The organism is bacterium, assembly GCA_036504735.1.
Classification (GTDB): Bacteria; Electryoneota; RPQS01; order RPQS01; family RPQS01; genus DASXUQ01.
The window spans coordinates 506,713-525,664 of the sequence record DASXUQ010000005.1; the positions used below are offsets into that span (position 1 = coordinate 506,713).

Genomic DNA, 18,952 nt, shown 5'->3' on the forward strand with positions numbered 1-18,952 from the left:
ACTTGCCATAGCAGCTTGCCTTGATCGAGGCATATTGCTGTGCCAGCGCTCAGGATCCGGGGCAACGGGTGGAGGTACGTTCTGCGCCTCTCCGCTTCGGGACATCGCCTCTGAACGTATAGGTTCATCAGCGCACAGGCGCTTCGCCGCCTTTACCTGCCGCCCTCTTGGCGGTCCGAGCCCTCGACTTTCTCACCGTAATCCGCCTGCGCCGTGATGAAAAACCCGATCTGTCGAGTGAATGCGCGGCGCCTGGGCCTTCTATCGTCCTCTGTGCGCCTGTCTGTCTATGCAGGCGGGGAGATCGCAGGTTAGAGGTGCGTTTCTGCAAATCGTCCAAGCGGTGTCGGGTTCAGGTAAAGAGACGGGCCAGAGCGTGTGCCCTGACCCGTTAAGGTCAATCCGTCGCGGTGGGTACTACTTACGCTTCTTCGGCGATCCGCTTTCTGTAGCGTAGGCATACGCTCCCGATCCGAGGTCGTGAAAATGCGTGATGCGTTCGCCGGGCAGCAATCGAGCGCGCACCTCGGCGGGAATCTTGGCCTGCTCTTCGGCCTCACGTTCGGCCTTTTCCCGCTCCTTTGCCGTGAACCGTTCAATGAATTCCTGCACCTTGGGCGGGTACGGCCGGCCCTTGCGGGCTACTTCGGGGAAGTGGTACTCCAGCGCGAACTCCAGCCCGTAACGCCGCGCCAGATCCGCAAGCGTCTCTATGTTATCGTCCACTTCAACAACTACGGCTCCCTCGGCGCTTTCTGCCCATATGAACGCAGCGCCTTCCATGTCTCCCGCAAATGCGAACGCGGTCGGGGTCTCCCCGTACCGGTTGTTTCCGGGGTAACTGAGCGCGTGGATCGTGCCTTTGGCAATCGTGGTAAGCAATCCGTCCACGTCGTCGCCTGTCACCCGGAGGCTCTGCGCCGCACGCGTCTGCTCAGTACATTCCACGCGCCACGGCTTGCCGTCCGCCCGAACCACTTCCGCTGTCCACTGCACGCCGATTCTGAGCTTGAACCCAAGTTGACGCAACTGGTCAAAATCGTCCGGTTGATTGTAGCCAGTTTCGCCATTCACCTGAACATCAAGCGTCGCGCCGAACAAAGCGGCAAGCAACGCCTTGGGGGTCTGCTCCACGGTGAAATCGCCGGGAGTCCCTACGGTTACCTTCGACATAATCCTCTCCTTGGGTTGGAGAGGGTTAGCGCAACTGACCGGTTGACAACGGAGGTGCCGATTTCGTATATTATCCGCTGTCTGTCGGGGGTTGATACCTAACCCTCGGTTGGCCTCGGCCTGGTCGGTGCTCGTAACACTGGCCGGGCGTCTTTATGGACAAAACTCAAACACAATAACACTTGTCTTATACACCAATATACGGCAGTAATTGGCAAAAGTCAAGCGTCTCCCATCTACAGAGTTATGTACCTCTTAGCAGTCATCTGCTATGCTGTTTGGAGATTCACCTGTGTCTGACAACCGTAGGCAGAGCGCTCCGCTCGTCGCCTGTCTCCCTCTATTCAGGCTGCTCGGCAATTGTTTCACGCGCGCGAAGAGTGCCGCGAATGGTATCGCTTGAATGCTTTTACGAGGTACGTGCCATTCGCCGCGTCAACCCAGTCCACTCCATGTTTCTGCAAATACTTATCAATTACCCACGCTCTCGGATCTCTGGCGTCGCCCCTGCGCCCTGCCAATTGGCGCTCAATCTCGATTTTCACGCGCAATAGGCCTAAGATAATCATCTGTTGATGCTTGGCAAAGTACCACGACGCTGCAAAGGCAGAGTCTTGCGAGATCCATCTCCGCAGCGTGCGCGTGCCGGCTTTCACCATGGCGGCGATTTCGATGTCCGTGTGGAGTGGGCAGTTGGTTCGCGCGTGAATCGCGACCTCCTTCATGAAAGCGATCCTCTGCCGCGACCTCGTGGCGTTCCCGCGCGACGGTGGTGCTGCTTCAATGTAGATATGCAGGAAGGGCGTTAGCGGGAAAACCGGGTTTTGAACAATTGGCATGGTCGGCTCGGAGTGTAGGGTGTAACCTATACGAGTGGGGGACGTCGTTGCCGTTCTACTCGGTCAGGCACGACCTCCGTCACCACTGACCGGCCAGATCGGACCGTGACAGAAGTGCCACTGTCTTTGACACCTCCTTGGACAGTGATCATGTATCTTCCGCCCGGAAGGTGCTCGGGCGTGGTTAGGAGTACATCGTAGAAGTGCGGCCCTCCCTGGACGCTGAACTCCTGCTCTTCACCCACCCAATGATAACTGGCGTCGGTGATCGATGTTATGCCCGCACGCAGAAACACACTCACTTTGTCCGCCGCACTGCTTTCAATCTCTAACGTAGCCTGCACACGCAATGCTTTTCCGCCGCTCGTGGTTACGGTGGTCGTCAGGTCGGAAAGGGTCGTGTAACTCGTGCTGCTGATGATAACCGGTTCATCGAGTGGACTTCCGTCGTAACTGTGCTGCACCAGATTCCCGATGCCCGTGCTGCCTGAGATTAGCTTGGGTTGCCCTTCTTCCCATGGTGTGACGGTAACGGCGAAAGCCTGATTGCCGACAACCATAACCATCTCGTGGGAGGTGTCTGCTTGCCCCGCACGGTTGCGCGCTACGAAGAGCTTGCTTCCTCCGCGCTGTATGACATTGGGGGGACCACTCAATACCTCCTGATGAAGTCCGCGCCGAGCCCCTGGCTGCGGATTGCGCCTCACCACTTGCTGCACCGCAAGGTGGAAGTCAGGATCACTCCTCAACAGTCCGAGTACCGCTGCCCTGAATTCGCTTTGCGTGGTGAACGTGATGGTTCCGGTTTCTTTCTTTCCGGATTCGCTGCCTTGTCCCATGTTAACTCCTTATCTTCTCGGTTATTGCGCCGCACCGCGCGATCCGGTAGGGCGGTTGCCCTGCGATGTTGTTGCCTGGTATCCCTCATTTCGAATGATCACCGGGAACTTAGGGCGTTGACGCGCTGCGTCAAGCCTCCGCGCTCTCCTGCCCAATCCGCCGCCGCCTTCCTCGCCGGCGCGTGGGCGGATCGTCCTCGTCAGTGTCGATCTCGACGGGGTCCGCGCTTCTGACAAAGGGCTTGGCGTCGGCCATGACCGCCGCTGTGATTTCGGAAATCGACTCCGCGAGGCTGGGGTCCGCTTTGGCGGCGCGCGCGCGGTCTATCCGCTGCTGCATAAACCCGTCCACGGACCAACGCTCAAATCTATACTCTTCGCCGTGCACGCCTCGCCCTGGAATCGTCAACCATACAAACAGGTGACGGTGCGCCAACACCCACGCGGGTTTGACACCAAGCTTTTGAGCTACTTCCGCTGCTGTATACGGTGACAGGTTCAAGGGTTCCGATAGGGGTTAGAACGGCAATTCTTCGAAGTCCAGAGGCGGGAGGTCTGTCGGTTCCGGTTCGCCGGTGATGATGCTTTGGACATATGCGCGGCTCGGCATGCCATCGCGGGCACTGGCCTTTGAAAGCTGCTGCATGATGTTGTCCAGTGTGGGTGCAACCCGTTGGGCGGATAAGTCGCTCAGTGCGCGCCAGAGGTGACGGTGGCGATTATCCAGCCAGCGCGCGCCGGAGATGAGCGCGGCTGGAATGGACCGTCCGGAGATGACAGCGTGAAGGGCGTCGCGCTCGATCTGGTCTTGTGGTTTTCGTTTTGCCATGGGATCTTGAGGTTCTCCGCGCTTAGAACGGGAGGTCTTCCGTGTCTTCTTCCGATTCCGGTGGGTAGGAATGCGCCGCCGGTGCGGGAATTGAATCCGCGCCGATAGAGGTAAAGCGGGTAAACTGCCGCTCGAAGTTCAGCCAGAATGAGCCGGTATCACCCTGGCGATTTTTTGCCACGATCACCTCGGCCATTCCCGCTATGCTTCGCGGTTGTCCGTAAATGGTGACAGTCTTATCGCTCTCCTTCAAGCGCTTTGTGTATAGCTCTGGGCGGTAGATGAGCATTACGACGTCTGCATCCTGCTCTATTGCTTCCGAGTCGCGCAAATCGCTCAGTTGCGGCCGGGGGTGGGTATCGCGGCCTTCAGATGATCGGTTAAGCTGCGCGAGGCAGAGGAGCGGACAGTTCAATTCCTTAGCCAGAGCCTTCAGGTGGTTGGAGCACAGGGTAATATGCTCGTATCCCTTGACGTAGCCCTTAGATCGCTGAATGAGCGCCAGATGGTCAAGAATCAACAGTTGTGCGCCACCGTCACGGACTGCTCGCTCGGATGCCGCGCACACTTTCTCGATGCTTCCGGGCCGATCATCGTAAAGAATGGGTAAGTCTTGCAACTCGTCGAATGCCCGGAGAATCTTCTCCTGCTCCGACTTCCACAGAGCCTCGTTTCGCTGGCGGAGGCGGTTGAGTGGGATGTTGGTTTCATCGGCCACGAGCCGCTGTGTGATCTGTTCGACCGGCATTTCCAAGGATTGCACAAAGATGCGCTTGCCGCGCTGCGCCTGCCGCTTGGCTATGTTCATCGCGAGGGCGGTCTTGCCGTTCGATGGCCGCGCGCCGAGCACATACAACTGCCCCGGTTCAAACTCGCCGATGAAGCTGTCCATTTGAGGGAACCCAGAATAAATAGCGTCCGCCGGGCTTCCGAGGTGCCGGCGCATCAGATCCTCATAGGTCCGGTGACTGGCCTCCTTTTGGGAAATCAGATTCCCTTGGATCGAGACGGTTTGTATCTCGCGGATCCGCGTGAGCACGTCCGCTGCTATGGCTTCGGGCTTGGCACCTGGCGTATACGCTGCCCTCGCCACGTCGCTCCCGATTGCAATCACATTGCGTAACAGCGATTTCTCACGCACCGCTCTGGCATAGTGCAACACATTGGCGGCGCTGGGTAGGCCTTCGCACAATTCAGCGAGGTAGAGCGGTCCGCCCACTTCTTCCAGTTGCGCCGATGCCTTGAGTTGCTCAGCAACCGTTCGCATTTCAACGGGGTCTTGGCGGTGGTGCAGCGCCAGTATGGCGTCGAAAATCATGCCGTGCGCCAGCTTATAGAACGCGGCGGAGTCTTCGATGATGTCTAACACAGCGCGAAACTGACTCTCATCCAGCATCAGAGCGCCCAATAGGTCACGTTCCAGTTCGAGGGAGTGAGGCGGGGTTTTGAGGGGAGGCGTCATACATCATCTCCGATGGCAAGGCGCACGTCGCCCTGATAGATCCGCTCAGGTTGTTCCAGGCTTGGTGCAGGTGTGCCTTCCGGCCCGTCGCCGGTGGTCCAGTGCTCCGGTTTCGTGTTGCCGAGCCAGTTGTTCAGGAATCGAGTGCGGGGAACATGGTTCTTGTCGGGATTGATCTTCTTGGCTTCTACTCTACCTATAAACCACTGCTCAAACCGCTCGGCTTGCCGGAGCATGCACTGAAACCCGATCCGCTGGCCTTCGCGCATGATGTCGGTACTCCAATCGTCTAAGGTGACCTCTTGGTAAGCTTTGATCCCGGTGCGGTGTCCGATTCGGCTCAGGATCTCGACTACTTGGGCAGGGATGTCAGCGGTGTTTCCACCAGGTTTTTGGTTATAGGTTATAGGTTCATAGTTAGAGGAATTCTGTCCGTTGAGGGCCATTTCTTCCGCCCCTAATGCGCCGGAAGTCGCCCATTTACCTTCACCACCCCGACTCTCGGCCCGCTTCCGTTTGATTTCGGCAGCCAAAGGTTGATGGACGTCCTGCTCGTGAACCGTTCCGTCCTCATGCAGGAACCCACTGGCCTTGAGCAATCGGTAGAATTCCTCCGGTTCCCGTTCCCACCAACAGAACCTCGCGAGGGGAGCGATGTCCCGCTCATCAAGCTGGGCGTTCATGGCACAATTGGCGTTCACGAAATTGAAGTACCGGACTATGTGGGTCCATGCTGCGCGATCGTCGCAACCCGACAAACACGAGAAAGTAAGGAACTTGCGGTTGCAACAGAGGAATGTATCTACGTTGAACCGTGGAATAGACTCAACTCGCGGCCTGCCCTTCTTCTTCTGGGTTTCTCCCCCGCCGCTGCTCATGCGGCCTCCTGCTTTGGCTGCGCCGGCCGATCGTCGCTTGTTTCAATTCCCGCGTTCCTAAGCGACACCATCAGCTCACCTCGGCACTTGGTTAGCGCCAGAGCCGCGCCTTGCCAGTAGTCGCGCCGGTCCGGTTCTGATTCAGCCTTGCGGAGATAGTGCCTCCGTTCCGCGCTCCACTTCAACCTGAGCCTCTGGCCTTCCACCACTAACTTCTCAACATCTGGAACCGTCTGCCCTTCCATGGTCGTCCTTTCGGTACATAAAAATGCCCCGTGAAGGCCTGGACATGCACTTCACGGGGCGGACCAGTTCGGGCGAACTGGAGAAACCTGTATGATTATGGCTGTCCCGGCCACCTACCTTCTGTGTCTGTTCGGTTCCCCGACCGACTTACAACAATGTAGTAGATGGCGCAGGACGCAAAGGGGTATGCAGGGGGGTAATTTGCGGGAAAATCAGGGATCGAGGTAATACTGCCCCTTTTTGTTCCGTCCTTCAATCGCTTCGCCCCCTTTTAGGAGCGTTTTCCATGCTGGGTGGCCCCGAAACAGTTCTTTCATGCCTTTCTTTTTCGTCCCCGTCTGTTCAATGATGTAGTCCCCACTCACGAAAAGGGATCCATTATCAAGAGCTGCGCGCAGAATCCTCATCGCCGCCGCCTGCTCATTTGAGAACGGTTCCCAAATATCCGGTTGGGTGCCGTCCTGTCGAATCCAGTTCACCGCCGAGCAGTTACCAGACCAATACAGCCCCGGGCTTCGTGGTCCAAGGGGAGTGTTTTCTGAGGAGGTTTCCTGTGACACGCTGACCGTAATCTCCCGCCCCTTAGCACACGTCGCCAGATCTGCAAGTGAACCGGCGGATCTCTCAAATGCCCGCATCAGATCTGACAGGTTGCCGGGGTCAGTATACACATTGACCTGTATCCGCGAAGAAAAATTCGTGGATTCAACTCCGTCGGCAAATGTACGCAGGGACTTCAACCGAACGGACTCACATACCGCACCGAACAAGGTCGCCGCTTCGAAGCCCGCCGAGGCGACAAACCTGTCAAAAGGCCATTCAAGTGACACTTCGAAGGTCCCATCACCGCCTACAAATCTCCACACACGCGCCAGTTTCTCCCAAATGTCACCGATCTCGACATTGTTCAGCACCGTGTCCATAATGGATACGAAATCAAGAAGCGAACACAGCCCGCCAGGGCGTAGATCAACACCAGCGCTCGCCTTCGGGTTGTTGCGTACTGCGCGGTCGTAAAGCAATTCGACCTGCATGTAGAAATCAATGTCCTCCTTCTGCATCTCGTGATCCCGCAGAATCGCCATGCAGCGGCCGAACAGGGGGAACGCGTCCTTCCGCAACAGTGCCTGATACACCTCCTCCAAAATTGACCTTTTGACTTCAAATAGTTTTTCACGGGAGGATTCAATCCGATCTGCGTCGCCACCGCGAACAAAACTGACCCTTGAAGCATCCTTGTCAGTGCCCGTGACCGCAAGGCTTTCAAGTAGGCCTTCGCAGAACGGCCACGTTGAGACTGCGCCCATGTCAGGTTCGCGGGTATAGCTTAGCCTTCGCGAGTCGTGCCTGATATTCGAAAGCACTGTGCCGCTTGCGACAACTTCTCTCCACTGGTACCGGATGCTTGTTTGTCCGCCCATGTCCACCTCAACCGAACATGGAAGGCGCGTCGGGTATAGGTTGGCAAGGTGATTGTCCAGATAATCGCATGGGTAGAAGATGGAGCCGCGCAATCCTTTCTCTTGTAAGATGTCTCGGTTGCGTAGTTGGAAGATCAGGAATCCTGAGAGCAATTTCGCCATGTCATCGAGACGTATCAATGGGAAACCGCCATCCAGCAGATCCCTCAGTGCCGCCTCGTAACCTGGCTCCAAGTGCACCGTCTGCGCGTATCGAAGCTGCGGATGATTCTTCATACATTCGCCCGAATTGGTTTGGTATCTTCGTCCCGGGTAGGTGTCCAATCTGCCCGGAGCCGCAGTCCTCAGCGGTACGGCTGCCGCACGTCAAATCGTTAGACGTCTAAGTTCTACCATTTTTTCTACGGGCCGAGAATCAGGGAGAATTAGCCCGATTCATTAGACTTGCACAATCGACCCATATGCAGAAAAACAGCCCAGTAAGAGGCTGTTTTTGCTTGAGGCTTACGTCGGAGCGGATGACGGGACTCGAACCCGCAACCTCCAGCTTGGGAAGCTGACACTCTACCATTGAGTTACATCCGCAGGGCACCTTAGCCAAAGGTAATAAGGGTGCCTCAGAAAGTCAAGAGGGGATACAAAAAGCGAAAGAGCGAAAAACGAAGATCGGAAGAGCATCCCCGCTGCCGTAGATCACTTCTTGGTGACGTACTTGTCGAGGAAATCGGCGACCTGGGAATAGGCGATGATCCGGTTGCGGGTCTTGGTCAAACCGTGGCCTTCATCCTCGAAGAGCAGGTACTGGACCACCCCGCCTCTGGCCTTGATAGCGGCGGCCATCTGGTCGGCCTCTCCTTTGGGCACGCGGGGATCATTGGCGCCCTGGATCAGAAACAGGGGAGCCTTGATCTTGTCCACGTGAGTAATGGGCGAAATGTCGACCAGAAAACTGCTGTCCCTGGCAAGACTGCCGTATTCCACTTCACGCAACGCACGGCGGTAGGCGCCGGTGTTCTGCAGGAAGGTGACAAAATTAGCGATACCCACGATACTGACACCGGCGGACCAGGTATCGGGATAGGTAGTCAGCGAAGACAGCACCATGAAGCCACCATAGCTGCCGCCAAAGATAACAAGCTTTTTGCCATCCACGTCCTTGCGGGCCTTTAACCAGCGCGCGGCATATTCAACATCCTGAACCGCCTCCATGCGGTGGGAGATATTGTCGGCTGCCAGATAGCTCTTGCCGTACCCGGTGGACCCGCGCACATTGGGCTCGAGAATGGCATAACCACGGCTAAGGTAATACTGGAACAGACCGGAGAGCATGGGCCGGGCCTGCCCTTCGGGACCGCCATGAATCGAGACAATAACGGGCATCTTGCCCTTCGCGCCTTCGGGAGTGTACCAGAGCGCGGGGATCTTCTTGCCGTCGAAGCTCTCAAACTGCACCAGTTCAGGAGCGCGGAAGGCGGATTGGGGAATGCCGCCGGAGGCGCTGAAGGTTAGCTGATGCAAACGGTTCTCGAGGGATTCGTAAACCCACAGATCGGAGTTGCGATTACCCGAGCCGAAGGTGAAAATCATCATCCTGCTGTCGTTGGAAAACCGCATGCCGGAAATCACGCCTTCCGGGGTGCGATTGGGTCCAACGTCAACACTCTTCTCTTTAGTCAGGTTGCGGAAATGGAAACGCGAGTAGCCGTTATCATTGACGGTCCAAGCAAGGTATGCGCCGTTGCGGGAGACATCGAATTGCTCAATGTCCGCGTCAGGAGTCTCCACCCAGCGGAAACCGGCACTGTCCAGCGGCCAGTAAGCCAGTCCGGTGAAGTCGCGACCCTTGTCACATAGCAGATAGAAGCCTTTGCCGTCAGAGTCCCATTGCGGATTGGCGTAGAGTTCATCGCCATCATGTTTAGTCAATTGCCGCGTCTTGTGGCTCTCGCGGTCGAAAAGCAACAGGTCGGTATTGGCTGCTGAGGTCTCGCACACGATGAGCAGATAGCGATGATCGGGAGAATACTCCACCGCGGAGTTCTGGCCCGTGCCCTGATACAAGAGGAAGGACTGCGCGACCGCCGGTGTGTATTCGTAGACGTCAAAGTCCGTCTTATTGCGAGAGTTGGTGGAATAGGCGAAACGCGAGCCGTCCGTGGACCATGCGCCGAAGGAATAGATCGCTTTATCATCGGCAGAAACACGGTTCCAAGCCCCGCCGTACGGGTTGGTGAGGTAAAGCTGCGTGCGTTCGTTGCCCCCCACGGCTGCCGAAACCACCATCAGATTAACGTCGCTGGGCGACCACCAGCCGCCGCTCACGCCGTTGGTGTCGAAGGTTACCTGCACCTGATAGCCGCCGAAAGCCGACTGCCGCCAGATCTGCGGCACGCCGGTGATATTGCTCACGTAAATAACTTCAGTGCCTTCCGGATTGAAGCTGCCCGAACGGGCATACTGAATGTTCAGATACTGCATCAGAGAATAGTCTTCAGCAGCAGCACGTCCGCAAAAGACGGCCAGCACCATCAGAGCGGCCATGGCCAACGACTTAACGCTACGAACCATTTACCCGTTCTCTCCGTTGTTCAAGTTCCGGCAACACACGCTTGGTCCAAAACTCACGCACCTTTTCGAGAAACTCATCTAAGGAACCGTCATTCACCAGCACAACATCGGCACGGCGCGCCTTGTCCTGCGGGGGAATCTGTAAGGCAAGACGCGCCTCGATTTCCGGTGCAGACAGGCGGCCACCAGCTTGCATCCGGTGCGCCACGAGATTTCTGTCGGCCAGCACAATCAGCAGCAGGTCAAATTCCTCGGCAATATCCCATTCGAAGATCAGCGCGGCATCCAGCACCACGACATCGGCGGCGGAACGCGCCACGGCCTCGCGCCATAGCCGATGGATGATGGGAAAGGTCCTGTGAGTCAGCCAGTGGGCATGCTCCGGATTGGCGAACACCTTATCACCCAACATCCTGCGGCGAAGCGTGCCGTCCTGATCGAACACGTCATCGCCGAAACGCACACGAATCTCGGCCAGCAGCGCCGGCGTGGTCTCCAGCGCCTGTCGTCCAAGTTCATCGCCCGAAACCACCTCGGCGCCAAGGGACTGCAACTGGGAAGCGACGGTGGATTTTCCGGAACCGATGCCCCCGGTCAGACCAATGAGAAAGGGAGCCTTCACCTGAGAACCGCAAGTTTGCCGCGCACGGTCTTGCCATCACTTTCGATGGTGTACAGGTAGACGCCGCCGGCGACGGGATCGCCGTGGTCATTCGCCAAATCCCAGCGGGAAGCGCCTGTGGAATTGCTGTGCTCGATCTTGCGGACCAGAGTGCCATGCAAGGTGAACACGCGAATGGTCGCCTGTACGGGCAGGGCCGCAAACAGAACCCCTTGCGCACCGCCCGCACCCGCGCCCTTATAAGGATTGGGGAAGACGTAGGCATTGTCCAGTGAACCCGCAGGACCTTGCAGTACGAGGTCGGCCTGGCCGCCACTGGTGTCGAGGGCTGTTCCGGAATCATTGGTAACGCCCCGTATCAGCAGGCGGGCGGAAACTCCCAGCGCGCCCACCGGGTACCGGGGATCGAGATGCACGATCACGCTGTCGCGGCTGAACGCCAAGGCCTCTACGCTCAACACATTGTGCAGCGCAGTGATGTCGTTTTCGTAGGCGAGATGATAATGCGATGCATCCGTGGCGGACGCCGACATGGGTTCGGAGAAGGCGATCAGTACCGTGCTGGAAGGCGACGTGCCCAGCACGCGATGGGTGAGCACATGGGGAACGTCCAGCGTGATCTGGCGGACCTCGAAAACAACGATGGAATCCGCCGCCGGTAATGCGGCGCCAAGAGCGTCATAGAGCCCGTTCAGCCTCATTACGTGCCAGCCATTGGAGAAGTTTCCATCAAAGGTGAGGTGGACGGTGCGGCCATTTTCCCCCGGCGAAACCACGGCGGGCATGCGGCCGTCTTCCGCCAGATGGTAGGCCCACTGATGCTGGGCAGACGGGCCGAGCGGAGACGAGAACCGCAACTCGACAAAATGCGGAGCGATAAAGCGCGCCGTATCGTTGGCGCTGGCCGGGCGGTGGGCTGTAACCTGAACGTAGGGCGACAAGACGCTGAGTGGATTGGCAAAGCTCGCGTTGACGCCGGCCACCGCATAGGTATAGGTAACATTCGAATCCGCGGTCAGCGTAATGGCCGTATCCTGCGTGGTAACAATAGGCGCAAAATCGGGCGCGGCCAGTGCGCGGTAAACGCGGTAGCTGTCGGCATCAGCAGAGTGGCTCCACGCCAGGCGGATGGATTGAACGCCGAGCGGTTCGCCCGTGAAACTGAGCGGAGGATGCGGGCGCTGGGTCGTTCCGGCGGCATACTGGATGCGCTCCAGATGCGTGCCGTTGGATCCGAAAATCTCGTTGATCCCGTCACCGTCCCAATCTACCACCAGAGAAGTGTTGGCCTCGGAGGGGGATTCATACCACACCGGGAGATAGCGGCCGGAGACGGCGTCGCGCTTGATGATGTAGTAATCGGGGAAAGCAGAAATCAGAATCTCGGCACGGCCATCGCCGTCCACATCCGCCACAGTGACCGATGCCGGATGCTCGCTGACGGGAGCATTGCCCTGAATCAGCACCGAATCCACGACGGCAAAACTGTCGTCCGCGACGCGATGGAAAATGAAATATTCCCAGTGCAGGCTGCGGGTCTGGCTCTCGGATCCGCCGATATCCGCCGAGCGGCAGCCAGACACGAACTCCGGCCGCCCGTCGCCGTCAAGATCGCCGGACGCATACCAGGACACGGCATCTTCAAGCGGCAGCCGTTTGCTCCATTTCTGCTCGATACCTGTGGCGGTCTTCTCGCAGAAAATGATGTCGCCGTCATAATCGCCATAGAGGAAATCAAGTTGGCCGTCGCTGTCCAGATCGCCGATCAGGACTTTGGGCGAGCCCAAAGCGTTGGAGCCCGTGGTGCGATTGGGAAGTGTATCCACCGGTGTCAAGGCATAACCGGCTCCCACAGAGTAGATCACATAGCCGTCTCTATTCCCTACAAACTGCCGGCCGATGATCTCGCCGTGGCCGTCGGTGGAATCGAGATCGAGAAAGCCCGCGCCGACAAATCCGGTCGAATCCTCAAAGACGGTAGTGTTGAAGGGACCGCAGGAATCGGATTGCTCCCAGATACGGGTCGTGGTGGACGAATAGCGTCCCATGATTTCCTTGAGTCCATCCTGATCGGCGTCGCCGACAGCCTGCGGAATATAGGCGCCGTAAATCGCCAGCGTGTCGGCAAAGGCCTGGCCATTCCATTCGAAGGCGTACATGAAGCGAACGGTATTGTTTTCTCTGATGGGCAGATCCCAGATTTCGGGGCGACCGTTGCAATTGAAATCGGTCGTGAACGGCGCCATATAGCCGTGGCCTTTGTCGGTGTCGGTGCGCGTCCAGAGATTGGAACTGAACGGAGGCTCATGGACCTCGAAGGTGTACAGATCGGAATCGGCGGCAATTCCCGCCGTGTTGGTGACGCGCACACGCACGCGCCATACGCCGGGATGTTCGCGCTGCGAGAGTACGACCGCGTGGTCCTTGCTGACGTAGCCGAAATCTTCACGCACCGAATCGCCCTGCGTATTGGTCAGCAGCAAACTGGCGCCGGTCATCTCGTTGACCCAGACTTGAACCAGGTCGCCATAAGTATCGTAATCCAGCATGCGGCGGATCCGAACCGAGTCGATGCGCGGCCCATTGTGCTGAATGAACAGATGGGCGCAGTCTACCGACACGGCACCATCGGTGCCAAAGGTGGACAGCCGCAGTGTCATGACGGTGTCCACAGCCGGGAGTTGGACGCGTCCAAGCGAGTCGCCATGCACACGGACGGCGCCTGTGGAAATCTGCGTCCAGTCCGCCGGATCTTCCCCGAGCCCGGCATACAGATCCCAATAGGAGAAAGCCGATCCCCAGGCCTCGCCACGTACCACAAAGTCCGCCCGCAGACCGTCGTCGGTGCGCGGGGACGTAATACGGGCGACGACTTCCGAGCTGAAGGCCGCCTGCTCCACGGCGCGGCGGGCATTGACGCGGCCGCTGGCCGTCTCGGGGTCCCAGCCCGCTGGGCGCAGATCATCCGCCGTAGACCGCAAAATCTGTTTGATGTCGTTGGGCGTGAGCTGGGGATTGACCGAGAGCATCAACGCGGCGACACCGCACACCTGCGGGGCGGCATAGCTGGTACCCGCAGAGGATAGCCAGGGTCCGCATTCTCCGCCCAGAAGGGTCGAGACCATGTTGACGCCGGGGGCCATGATGGTCAGCCAAGGTCCGTAGTTCGAGAAGCTGGCGCGGTGATCGATCTGGTCCGATGCACCAACGGCAATCACCTCCGGATAACCTGCCGGGTAATGGATCTCATCCACGTGCAGGTTGCCCGCCGACGCCACCAGCGTCACACCCGCCTGAGACACGATCTGGACGGTTTCGCGCAGCAGCGGTGACGCCACCACGTCGCCGAAACTCATATTGACAACCCGCGCGCCCATTTGAGCGGCATAGAGCAGCGCGGCGGCAATATCATCTTCTTCGAGGAAACCATCGTGATTGCCGGCGCGCAAAATCATGAAGCGGCAGTTGTAGCCGACGGAGGCGATGCAGGAACCGTTATCGGTGGCAGCAGCGGCAATGCCCGCCACGAACGTGCCGTGGCCCATATCATCCATCGGGTCGGGATCACGAACCAGATGGTCGCCCGACGAGGGCAGCGCAGGCGAATCGACAAAATCATAACCGATGGAATCGTCCACGAAGCCGTTGCCGTCGTCATCCACGCCGGGAAGGCCATTCAGCTCCGCCCAATTCCGCCACATGTTGGGTCGAAGATCGGGATGCAAATAGTCGACGCCCGTGTCGATGATACCGATGACGATATTCGTATCGCCGCGCGTGAGTTCCCACGCCGTGGTCGCCGAGATTCGGCTAAGCCACCACTCCTGTGAGAACAGGCTGTCATTGGGAGTCAGACCGTCATCGAGGTGAGCGTCTTCCGTCCGAAACAGATGATTGGGAGAGGTCCATTCGACCTCGGGATCGGCGCTGATCAGAGCCTGAAGGGAGTCGAGATTCAGCATGGGATCCGTGCGCAGCAGTACCAGCGGAGCCGTCGAGGCAAAGCGGCGGGCAAACGGAGCCAGCGGCTGCGTCAGCGTGGCGCTCTGAGTCTCGAGCAGATGATCCACCGCAGAAACGCCGGAGCGAGTCACCTGATCCAGGCCGGTCCGCGCCGGAACATGCCGCAGCTTGATCATCAGTTCGCCGGGGACAGATTCGGCGAACGCTGCGCCACAGAACAGGCACAACGCGAGCAGGATCAACAAGAGGGGAATAGAACGCGCGGGAGAGGGATTGGAGAAGACGGAGCGGTGATGGAAGTCCGGGGGATTGGTCTGCATAGTCACCTTGTTTAGGGGAAAGGATCCGGCAGATCACGACTGATGCGCGAGAGCGAAGGACAATGCTCCCACCCATTCGACACCCGCGTCCTTAAGTGTGCGCGCACACTCGTTCACGGTTGCGCCGGTGGTGATCACATCGTCAATCAACAGAACAGCTTTGGGAATGGGGACCCCGCGCCGGAGTTCGAACGCGCCTTTGACATTGGCGGAACGGTCTCGAAAGTTGCGCGCGGTTTGCGTGGGCGTGTGGCGCGAACGGCGCAGCAGCGACACAGGCATGTCGTGACCGGTCGCGCGAGCCAACTCACAGGCAAGCAGGCGGCTTTGGTTAAAACCGCGGGTCAGATGCCGCCGCCAATGCAAAGGCACCTCGACCCAGGTCAGATCCGCCTGCACAAAACGGATGGGGAGACGTGACACCAGCTTCTGCGCCATGATGGCGGCCAGTGGCTTGACTCCCTCGTATTTCAGCGCGTGCACGGATGCCTTGACGACATCCATCGCGGCGAAGCGGTAACCGCAGGCGGTGCGGTCTATGTGGTAGAGTTTGTGCAGGTCGCGCAGGTCAGCCACGGGCGCATTGGTCCAGCACCGCGCACAAAACAGGATCGCCGGCTGTTCCAGTGCCTCGCCGCACACCGCGCATAGAGGCGGAAACACCACATCCCAGATGGGCCAGGTGCGGGGATGCGGGAGGACGAGGTTCACGATTTGTTGCGGCCATTGTTGGCCCGGCCATTCTTTACAGGCACCAGCGCGTACTCGAGAACTTCATCGACGTTGCTCACGAACAAAAAGGTCATGGCCTTCTTCACATAGTCCGGAACGTTGTTCAGGTCTTTCTCGTTAGCGCGGGGTACAATCACCGTCTTGATGCCGTAGCGGTTGGCGGCCACAACCTTTTCGCGCAGTCCGCCAATCGGCAGTACGCGGCCCGAGAGCGTAATCTCCCCCGTCATCGCCAAATCATGTTTGACCGGGCGATTGGTAAAGAGCGACGCGAGCGATGTCGCCAGAGTGATGCCCGCGGAAGGTCCGTCCTTGGGAGTCGCGCCGGCAGGGACATGAATATGAATATCGTGGCGCGCAAACTCTTCGGGGGCGACGTGATACTTCTCGGCATGAGCACGCAAATAGGACAGTGCAATCTGCGCGGATTCTTTCATAACATCGCCGAGTTGTCCGGTAACCTGTAATTGCTTGGCGCCGGGCATCCATGTCGACTCGATCACCAGCACATCTCCACCGACGGGAGTCCAGCCGAGCCCCAGCGCAACGCCCACGCCGGGAAGATTATGCACGGTATCTTCGAGAAATTGCGGAATGCCGAGATATTCCGGCACCGTCTTCTCGGTGATGGTCACCTTGACGTTTTTGCCGGCCACGACGTCGCGCGCCACCTTGCGGCAGACCGATGCGATCTGCTGCTCGAGACGGCGCACCCCAGCTTCACGGGTATATCCCTGAATAATGGCTTCGATGCCCTTGTCCGTAAAGGTAATATTGGATTTCTTGAGCCCGGTTTCTTCAACCTGCCGGGGCACCAGATAATGCCTGGCAATCTGCACCTTTTCACTGGTAATGTAACTGGAGATCTCGATGATCTCCATGCGGTCCCGCAGCGGCCCGGGAATCAGAGACCTGTCATTGGCCGTAGTAATGAAGAAAACCTTGGAGAGATCGAACTCCACGTCGATGTAGTGGTCGGCGAAGGTCGAATTTTGAGCGGGATCGAGCACCTCGAGCAGCGCCGAAGCGGGATCGCCGCGGAAGTCCGCGCCGAGTTTGTCGATCTCGTCGAGCATGATGACCGGATTGTTGACCGCCACGCGGCGGATAGACTGCATGATGCGGCCCGGCATGGCGCCGACGTACGTGCGGCGATGACCGCGAATTTCCGCTTCATCGCGCACGCCGCCCAGACTCAGACGCACAAATTCGCGGTTGAGCGCCACGGCAATCGATTTGCCGAGGGACGTCTTCCCTACTCCGGGAGGGCCGACGAAACAGAGGATCGGACCCTTGCCGGTCGGACGCAGCTTGCGCACCACGAGGAATTCAAGAATGCGATTCTTGACCTCTTCGAGGCCGTAATGATCGCGGTTCAGCACCAGAGCGGCCTTTTCGACGTCCAACTCCTCGTCCGTGTGCTTGCGCCACGGCAGTGAAACCAGCCATTCGATGTAGGTCCGAGAGACCGTGTATTCGGCGGAGGCTGGAGACATGCGCCGCATGCGGTCCAGTTCCTTGGTGGCGGCATCGAGAGCCTGCACCGGCATTTCGGCGGCCTTGATGCGCTGCTCCAGATCAGCCACTTCCGCGGCGCCTTCGGTATCTTCACCGAGTTCCTTGCGGATGGCCTTCAACTGCTCGCGCAAGTAGTATTCGCGCTGGCCGTGCGCCATTTCGTTCTCGACGCGCGATTGAATCTCCGACCCCAACTGAACCAGCTTGACTTCGCGGGCAATCTGCGTTGCCACGAGGTTCAGACGGGTTTCGAGATTATTGGCTTCGAGGATCTCCTGCTTGCGGTCGAGGGGAATATTCAGATTGGATGCGACGATGTCCGCCAGCGCGCCCGGATCGCTGATGTTGTATACCGCGATCTTCACTTCCTCGGGGATGGTCTGGCTGATCTCGGCAAGCTTCGTGAAGTCTTCGACGATCCGCTTCATCAGAGCTTCGACCTTGATCGTGCGGCCCCGGTCCATCGGCAACACGTTGACCTCGACCCGCAGGTACGGATCGGTTTCCACGATGCGAGTCTGCTCGACGCGCACCAGTCCCTGCACAAGCAGGCGCAACGAACCGTCGGGAACGCGGAACATCTTGAGGATCTGCACCGCGCTGCCGGTGCGGTAGAACTGGTCTTCCGGCTTGTCGGACTTGGGCTCGGCGATGCGCGCGAAAGCGGCCAGCATCTTGGAGCCGGTCAGAGCATCGTTAATCAGGCGGACGATGGGCTCGGCAGTGACGACAAGTGGCGCAATGGTGTTTGGGAAAATGATCACATCATTGATCACCATGGCCGGCAAAATATCCGGGATATGCAGTGTGCCTTCGCCGCCGTCGGCTTCAACCGTATCGGCCGGGCGGTCTACTGCGTCAACGGGTAACGTCATTCGAGTCCCTCCATGGAGTCTGCGGAAAAGCAGCCGTGAATTTGTCCACCTTCTTTTTTCTGGACATGTACAAGAAGAAGGCCATCATGGAAGACCGCCCTGGCGGTGGTTCCGTCGACGGCTGACGGAAGTTCCAGCGTGCGAGCGAACGCGCCGCGTTCAATTTCCATGATATGATAGCAGCGAACGCCGGGCTCGCCGAGTTCGTCGCGCTGCCCGGTAATATGCAGCAAGCTGCCTTCGAAGGACAGACGCACCTGCTCGGGAGCGATCCCGGCGAGGTTGACCTCAAGCACGAATTCCGTCGGCGTTTCGTACAGATCCACCGGCGGAAACCAGCCGGTCCCGGCGGTCAGTACGGCGTGCTGGCTGCTGTAGAATTGGAAGAAATGGTATTGGGAATGGGTGCTCCGCTTCCCGGCAAACTGAATGCCGTCGGAGGACGGGTCTTCGGACTTTATCATATCCGTGGCTCCCTAATCATAAACCGGCCCATTTGGCGGCGCGTTTTCGAGGCGGGGCTTCCCGCGTAAGAGCAAGTCATTTCTGACATAATGAACCCTGTACATCACCCTGGAAATATACACAGAAGCTTGATAAAGATCAAGTAAAATTTGGAGTTGGGTGTTCGACAGCTTGATTTGCGGCCGGATTCTTGCTAAATTGG

General features: G+C 58.3%; 14 protein-coding genes and 1 tRNA gene. All 15 read right to left on the reverse strand.

Going from position 1 to position 18,952, the window contains the following annotated elements; genetic code table 11:
• Positions 1 to 417 precede the first annotated feature (417 nt).
• The 15 genes from VGL38_03915 to VGL38_03985 all read right to left on the reverse strand — a co-directional run bounded on the left by VGL38_03915 (position 418) and on the right by VGL38_03985 (position 18,749).
• Positions 418 to 1,173 (reverse strand): hypothetical protein, encoded by a 756-nt coding sequence (locus VGL38_03915; GenBank protein HEY3294558.1) that lies wholly within the window; start codon positions 1,171 to 1,173, stop codon positions 418 to 420.
• Positions 1,174 to 1,538: 365 nt separating this feature from the next.
• A complete protein-coding gene (locus VGL38_03920) occupies positions 1,539 to 1,898 on the reverse strand; it encodes a hypothetical protein (protein HEY3294559.1) in 360 nt (119 codons plus the stop codon).
• A 140-nt stretch (positions 1,899 to 2,038) separates the two neighbouring features.
• On the reverse strand, positions 2,039 to 2,572 hold the full coding sequence (locus VGL38_03925) for a hypothetical protein (protein HEY3294560.1): 534 nt from the start codon (positions 2,570 to 2,572) through the stop codon (positions 2,039 to 2,041).
• A 409-nt stretch (positions 2,573 to 2,981) separates the two neighbouring features.
• Positions 2,982 to 3,353, reverse strand: a complete 372-nt coding sequence (locus VGL38_03930) for a helix-turn-helix domain-containing protein (protein ID HEY3294561.1) — start codon at positions 3,351 to 3,353, stop codon at positions 2,982 to 2,984.
• Positions 3,354 to 3,368: 15 nt separating this feature from the next.
• Positions 3,369 to 3,680, reverse strand: coding sequence for a hypothetical protein (locus tag VGL38_03935; protein HEY3294562.1), 312 nt, complete (start codon positions 3,678 to 3,680; stop codon positions 3,369 to 3,371).
• Between the two features lie 22 nt (positions 3,681 to 3,702).
• Entirely contained in the window at positions 3,703 to 5,142 is a 1,440-nt protein-coding gene (locus VGL38_03940; protein ID HEY3294563.1) for a replicative DNA helicase, read from the reverse strand.
• Positions 5,139 to 6,020: a hypothetical protein gene (locus VGL38_03945; protein ID HEY3294564.1), complete on the reverse strand. Its 882-nt coding sequence runs from the start codon at positions 6,018 to 6,020 to the stop codon at positions 5,139 to 5,141. Before VGL38_03945 ends, VGL38_03940 begins: the two co-directional genes overlap by 4 nt.
• A gap of 458 nt (positions 6,021 to 6,478) precedes the next feature.
• Positions 6,479 to 7,963 carry a hypothetical protein gene (locus VGL38_03950; GenBank protein ID HEY3294565.1) on the reverse strand — a complete coding sequence of 495 codons (1,485 nt, stop codon included), beginning with the start codon at positions 7,961 to 7,963 and terminating at the stop codon, positions 6,479 to 6,481.
• Between the two features lie 237 nt (positions 7,964 to 8,200).
• Positions 8,201 to 8,272, reverse strand: a tRNA-Gly gene (locus VGL38_03955).
• A 108-nt stretch (positions 8,273 to 8,380) separates the two neighbouring features.
• The gene (locus tag VGL38_03960) at positions 8,381 to 10,255 is read right to left on the reverse strand and encodes a S9 family peptidase (protein HEY3294566.1); all 1,875 of its coding nucleotides are present in this window, start codon (positions 10,253 to 10,255) and stop codon (positions 8,381 to 8,383) included.
• Positions 10,245 to 10,877, reverse strand: coding sequence for a dephospho-CoA kinase (gene coaE, locus VGL38_03965; GenBank protein ID HEY3294567.1), 633 nt, complete (start codon positions 10,875 to 10,877; stop codon positions 10,245 to 10,247). Before coaE ends, VGL38_03960 begins: the two co-directional genes overlap by 11 nt.
• Positions 10,874 to 15,160, reverse strand: a complete 4,287-nt coding sequence (locus VGL38_03970; GenBank protein ID HEY3294568.1) for a S8 family serine peptidase — start codon at positions 15,158 to 15,160, stop codon at positions 10,874 to 10,876. The genes coaE and VGL38_03970 overlap by 4 nt, the downstream gene beginning before the upstream one ends.
• A 33-nt stretch (positions 15,161 to 15,193) precedes the next feature.
• Positions 15,194 to 15,871, reverse strand: coding sequence for a ComF family protein (locus VGL38_03975; GenBank protein ID HEY3294569.1), 678 nt, complete (start codon positions 15,869 to 15,871; stop codon positions 15,194 to 15,196).
• Entirely contained in the window at positions 15,868 to 18,285 is a 2,418-nt protein-coding gene (lon, locus tag VGL38_03980) for an endopeptidase La (GenBank protein ID HEY3294570.1), read from the reverse strand. The genes VGL38_03975 and lon overlap by 4 nt, the downstream gene beginning before the upstream one ends.
• The gene (locus tag VGL38_03985) at positions 18,282 to 18,749 is read right to left on the reverse strand and encodes an Hsp20/alpha crystallin family protein (GenBank protein ID HEY3294571.1); all 468 of its coding nucleotides are present in this window, start codon (positions 18,747 to 18,749) and stop codon (positions 18,282 to 18,284) included. Before VGL38_03985 ends, lon begins: the two co-directional genes overlap by 4 nt.
• Positions 18,750 to 18,952 lie beyond the last annotated feature (203 nt).

Excerpts from the sequence above, each read along its gene's own strand:
- VGL38_03970 (HEY3294568.1), bottom strand. The coding sequence starts at position 15,160 with ATGCAGACCAATCCCCCGGACTTCCATCACCGCTCCGTCTTCTCCAAT.
- VGL38_03945 (HEY3294564.1), bottom strand. The coding sequence starts at position 6,020 with ATGAGCAGCGGCGGGGGAGAAACCCAGAAGAAGAAGGGCAGGCCGCGA.
- VGL38_03920 (HEY3294559.1), bottom strand. The coding sequence starts at position 1,898 with ATGAAGGAGGTCGCGATTCACGCGCGAACCAACTGCCCACTCCACACG.
- VGL38_03985 (HEY3294571.1), bottom strand. The coding sequence starts at position 18,749 with ATGATAAAGTCCGAAGACCCGTCCTCCGACGGCATTCAGTTTGCCGGG.
- VGL38_03925 (HEY3294560.1), bottom strand. The coding sequence starts at position 2,572 with ATGGTTGTCGGCAATCAGGCTTTCGCCGTTACCGTCACACCATGGGAA.
- lon (HEY3294570.1), bottom strand. The coding sequence starts at position 18,285 with ATGACGTTACCCGTTGACGCAGTAGACCGCCCGGCCGATACGGTTGAA.
- VGL38_03935 (HEY3294562.1), bottom strand. The coding sequence starts at position 3,680 with ATGGCAAAACGAAAACCACAAGACCAGATCGAGCGCGACGCCCTTCAC.
- VGL38_03950 (HEY3294565.1), bottom strand. The coding sequence starts at position 7,963 with ATGAAGAATCATCCGCAGCTTCGATACGCGCAGACGGTGCACTTGGAG.
- VGL38_03960 (HEY3294566.1), bottom strand. The coding sequence starts at position 10,255 with ATGGTTCGTAGCGTTAAGTCGTTGGCCATGGCCGCTCTGATGGTGCTG.
- VGL38_03940 (HEY3294563.1), bottom strand. The coding sequence starts at position 5,142 with ATGACGCCTCCCCTCAAAACCCCGCCTCACTCCCTCGAACTGGAACGT.
- VGL38_03915 (HEY3294558.1), bottom strand. The coding sequence starts at position 1,173 with ATGTCGAAGGTAACCGTAGGGACTCCCGGCGATTTCACCGTGGAGCAG.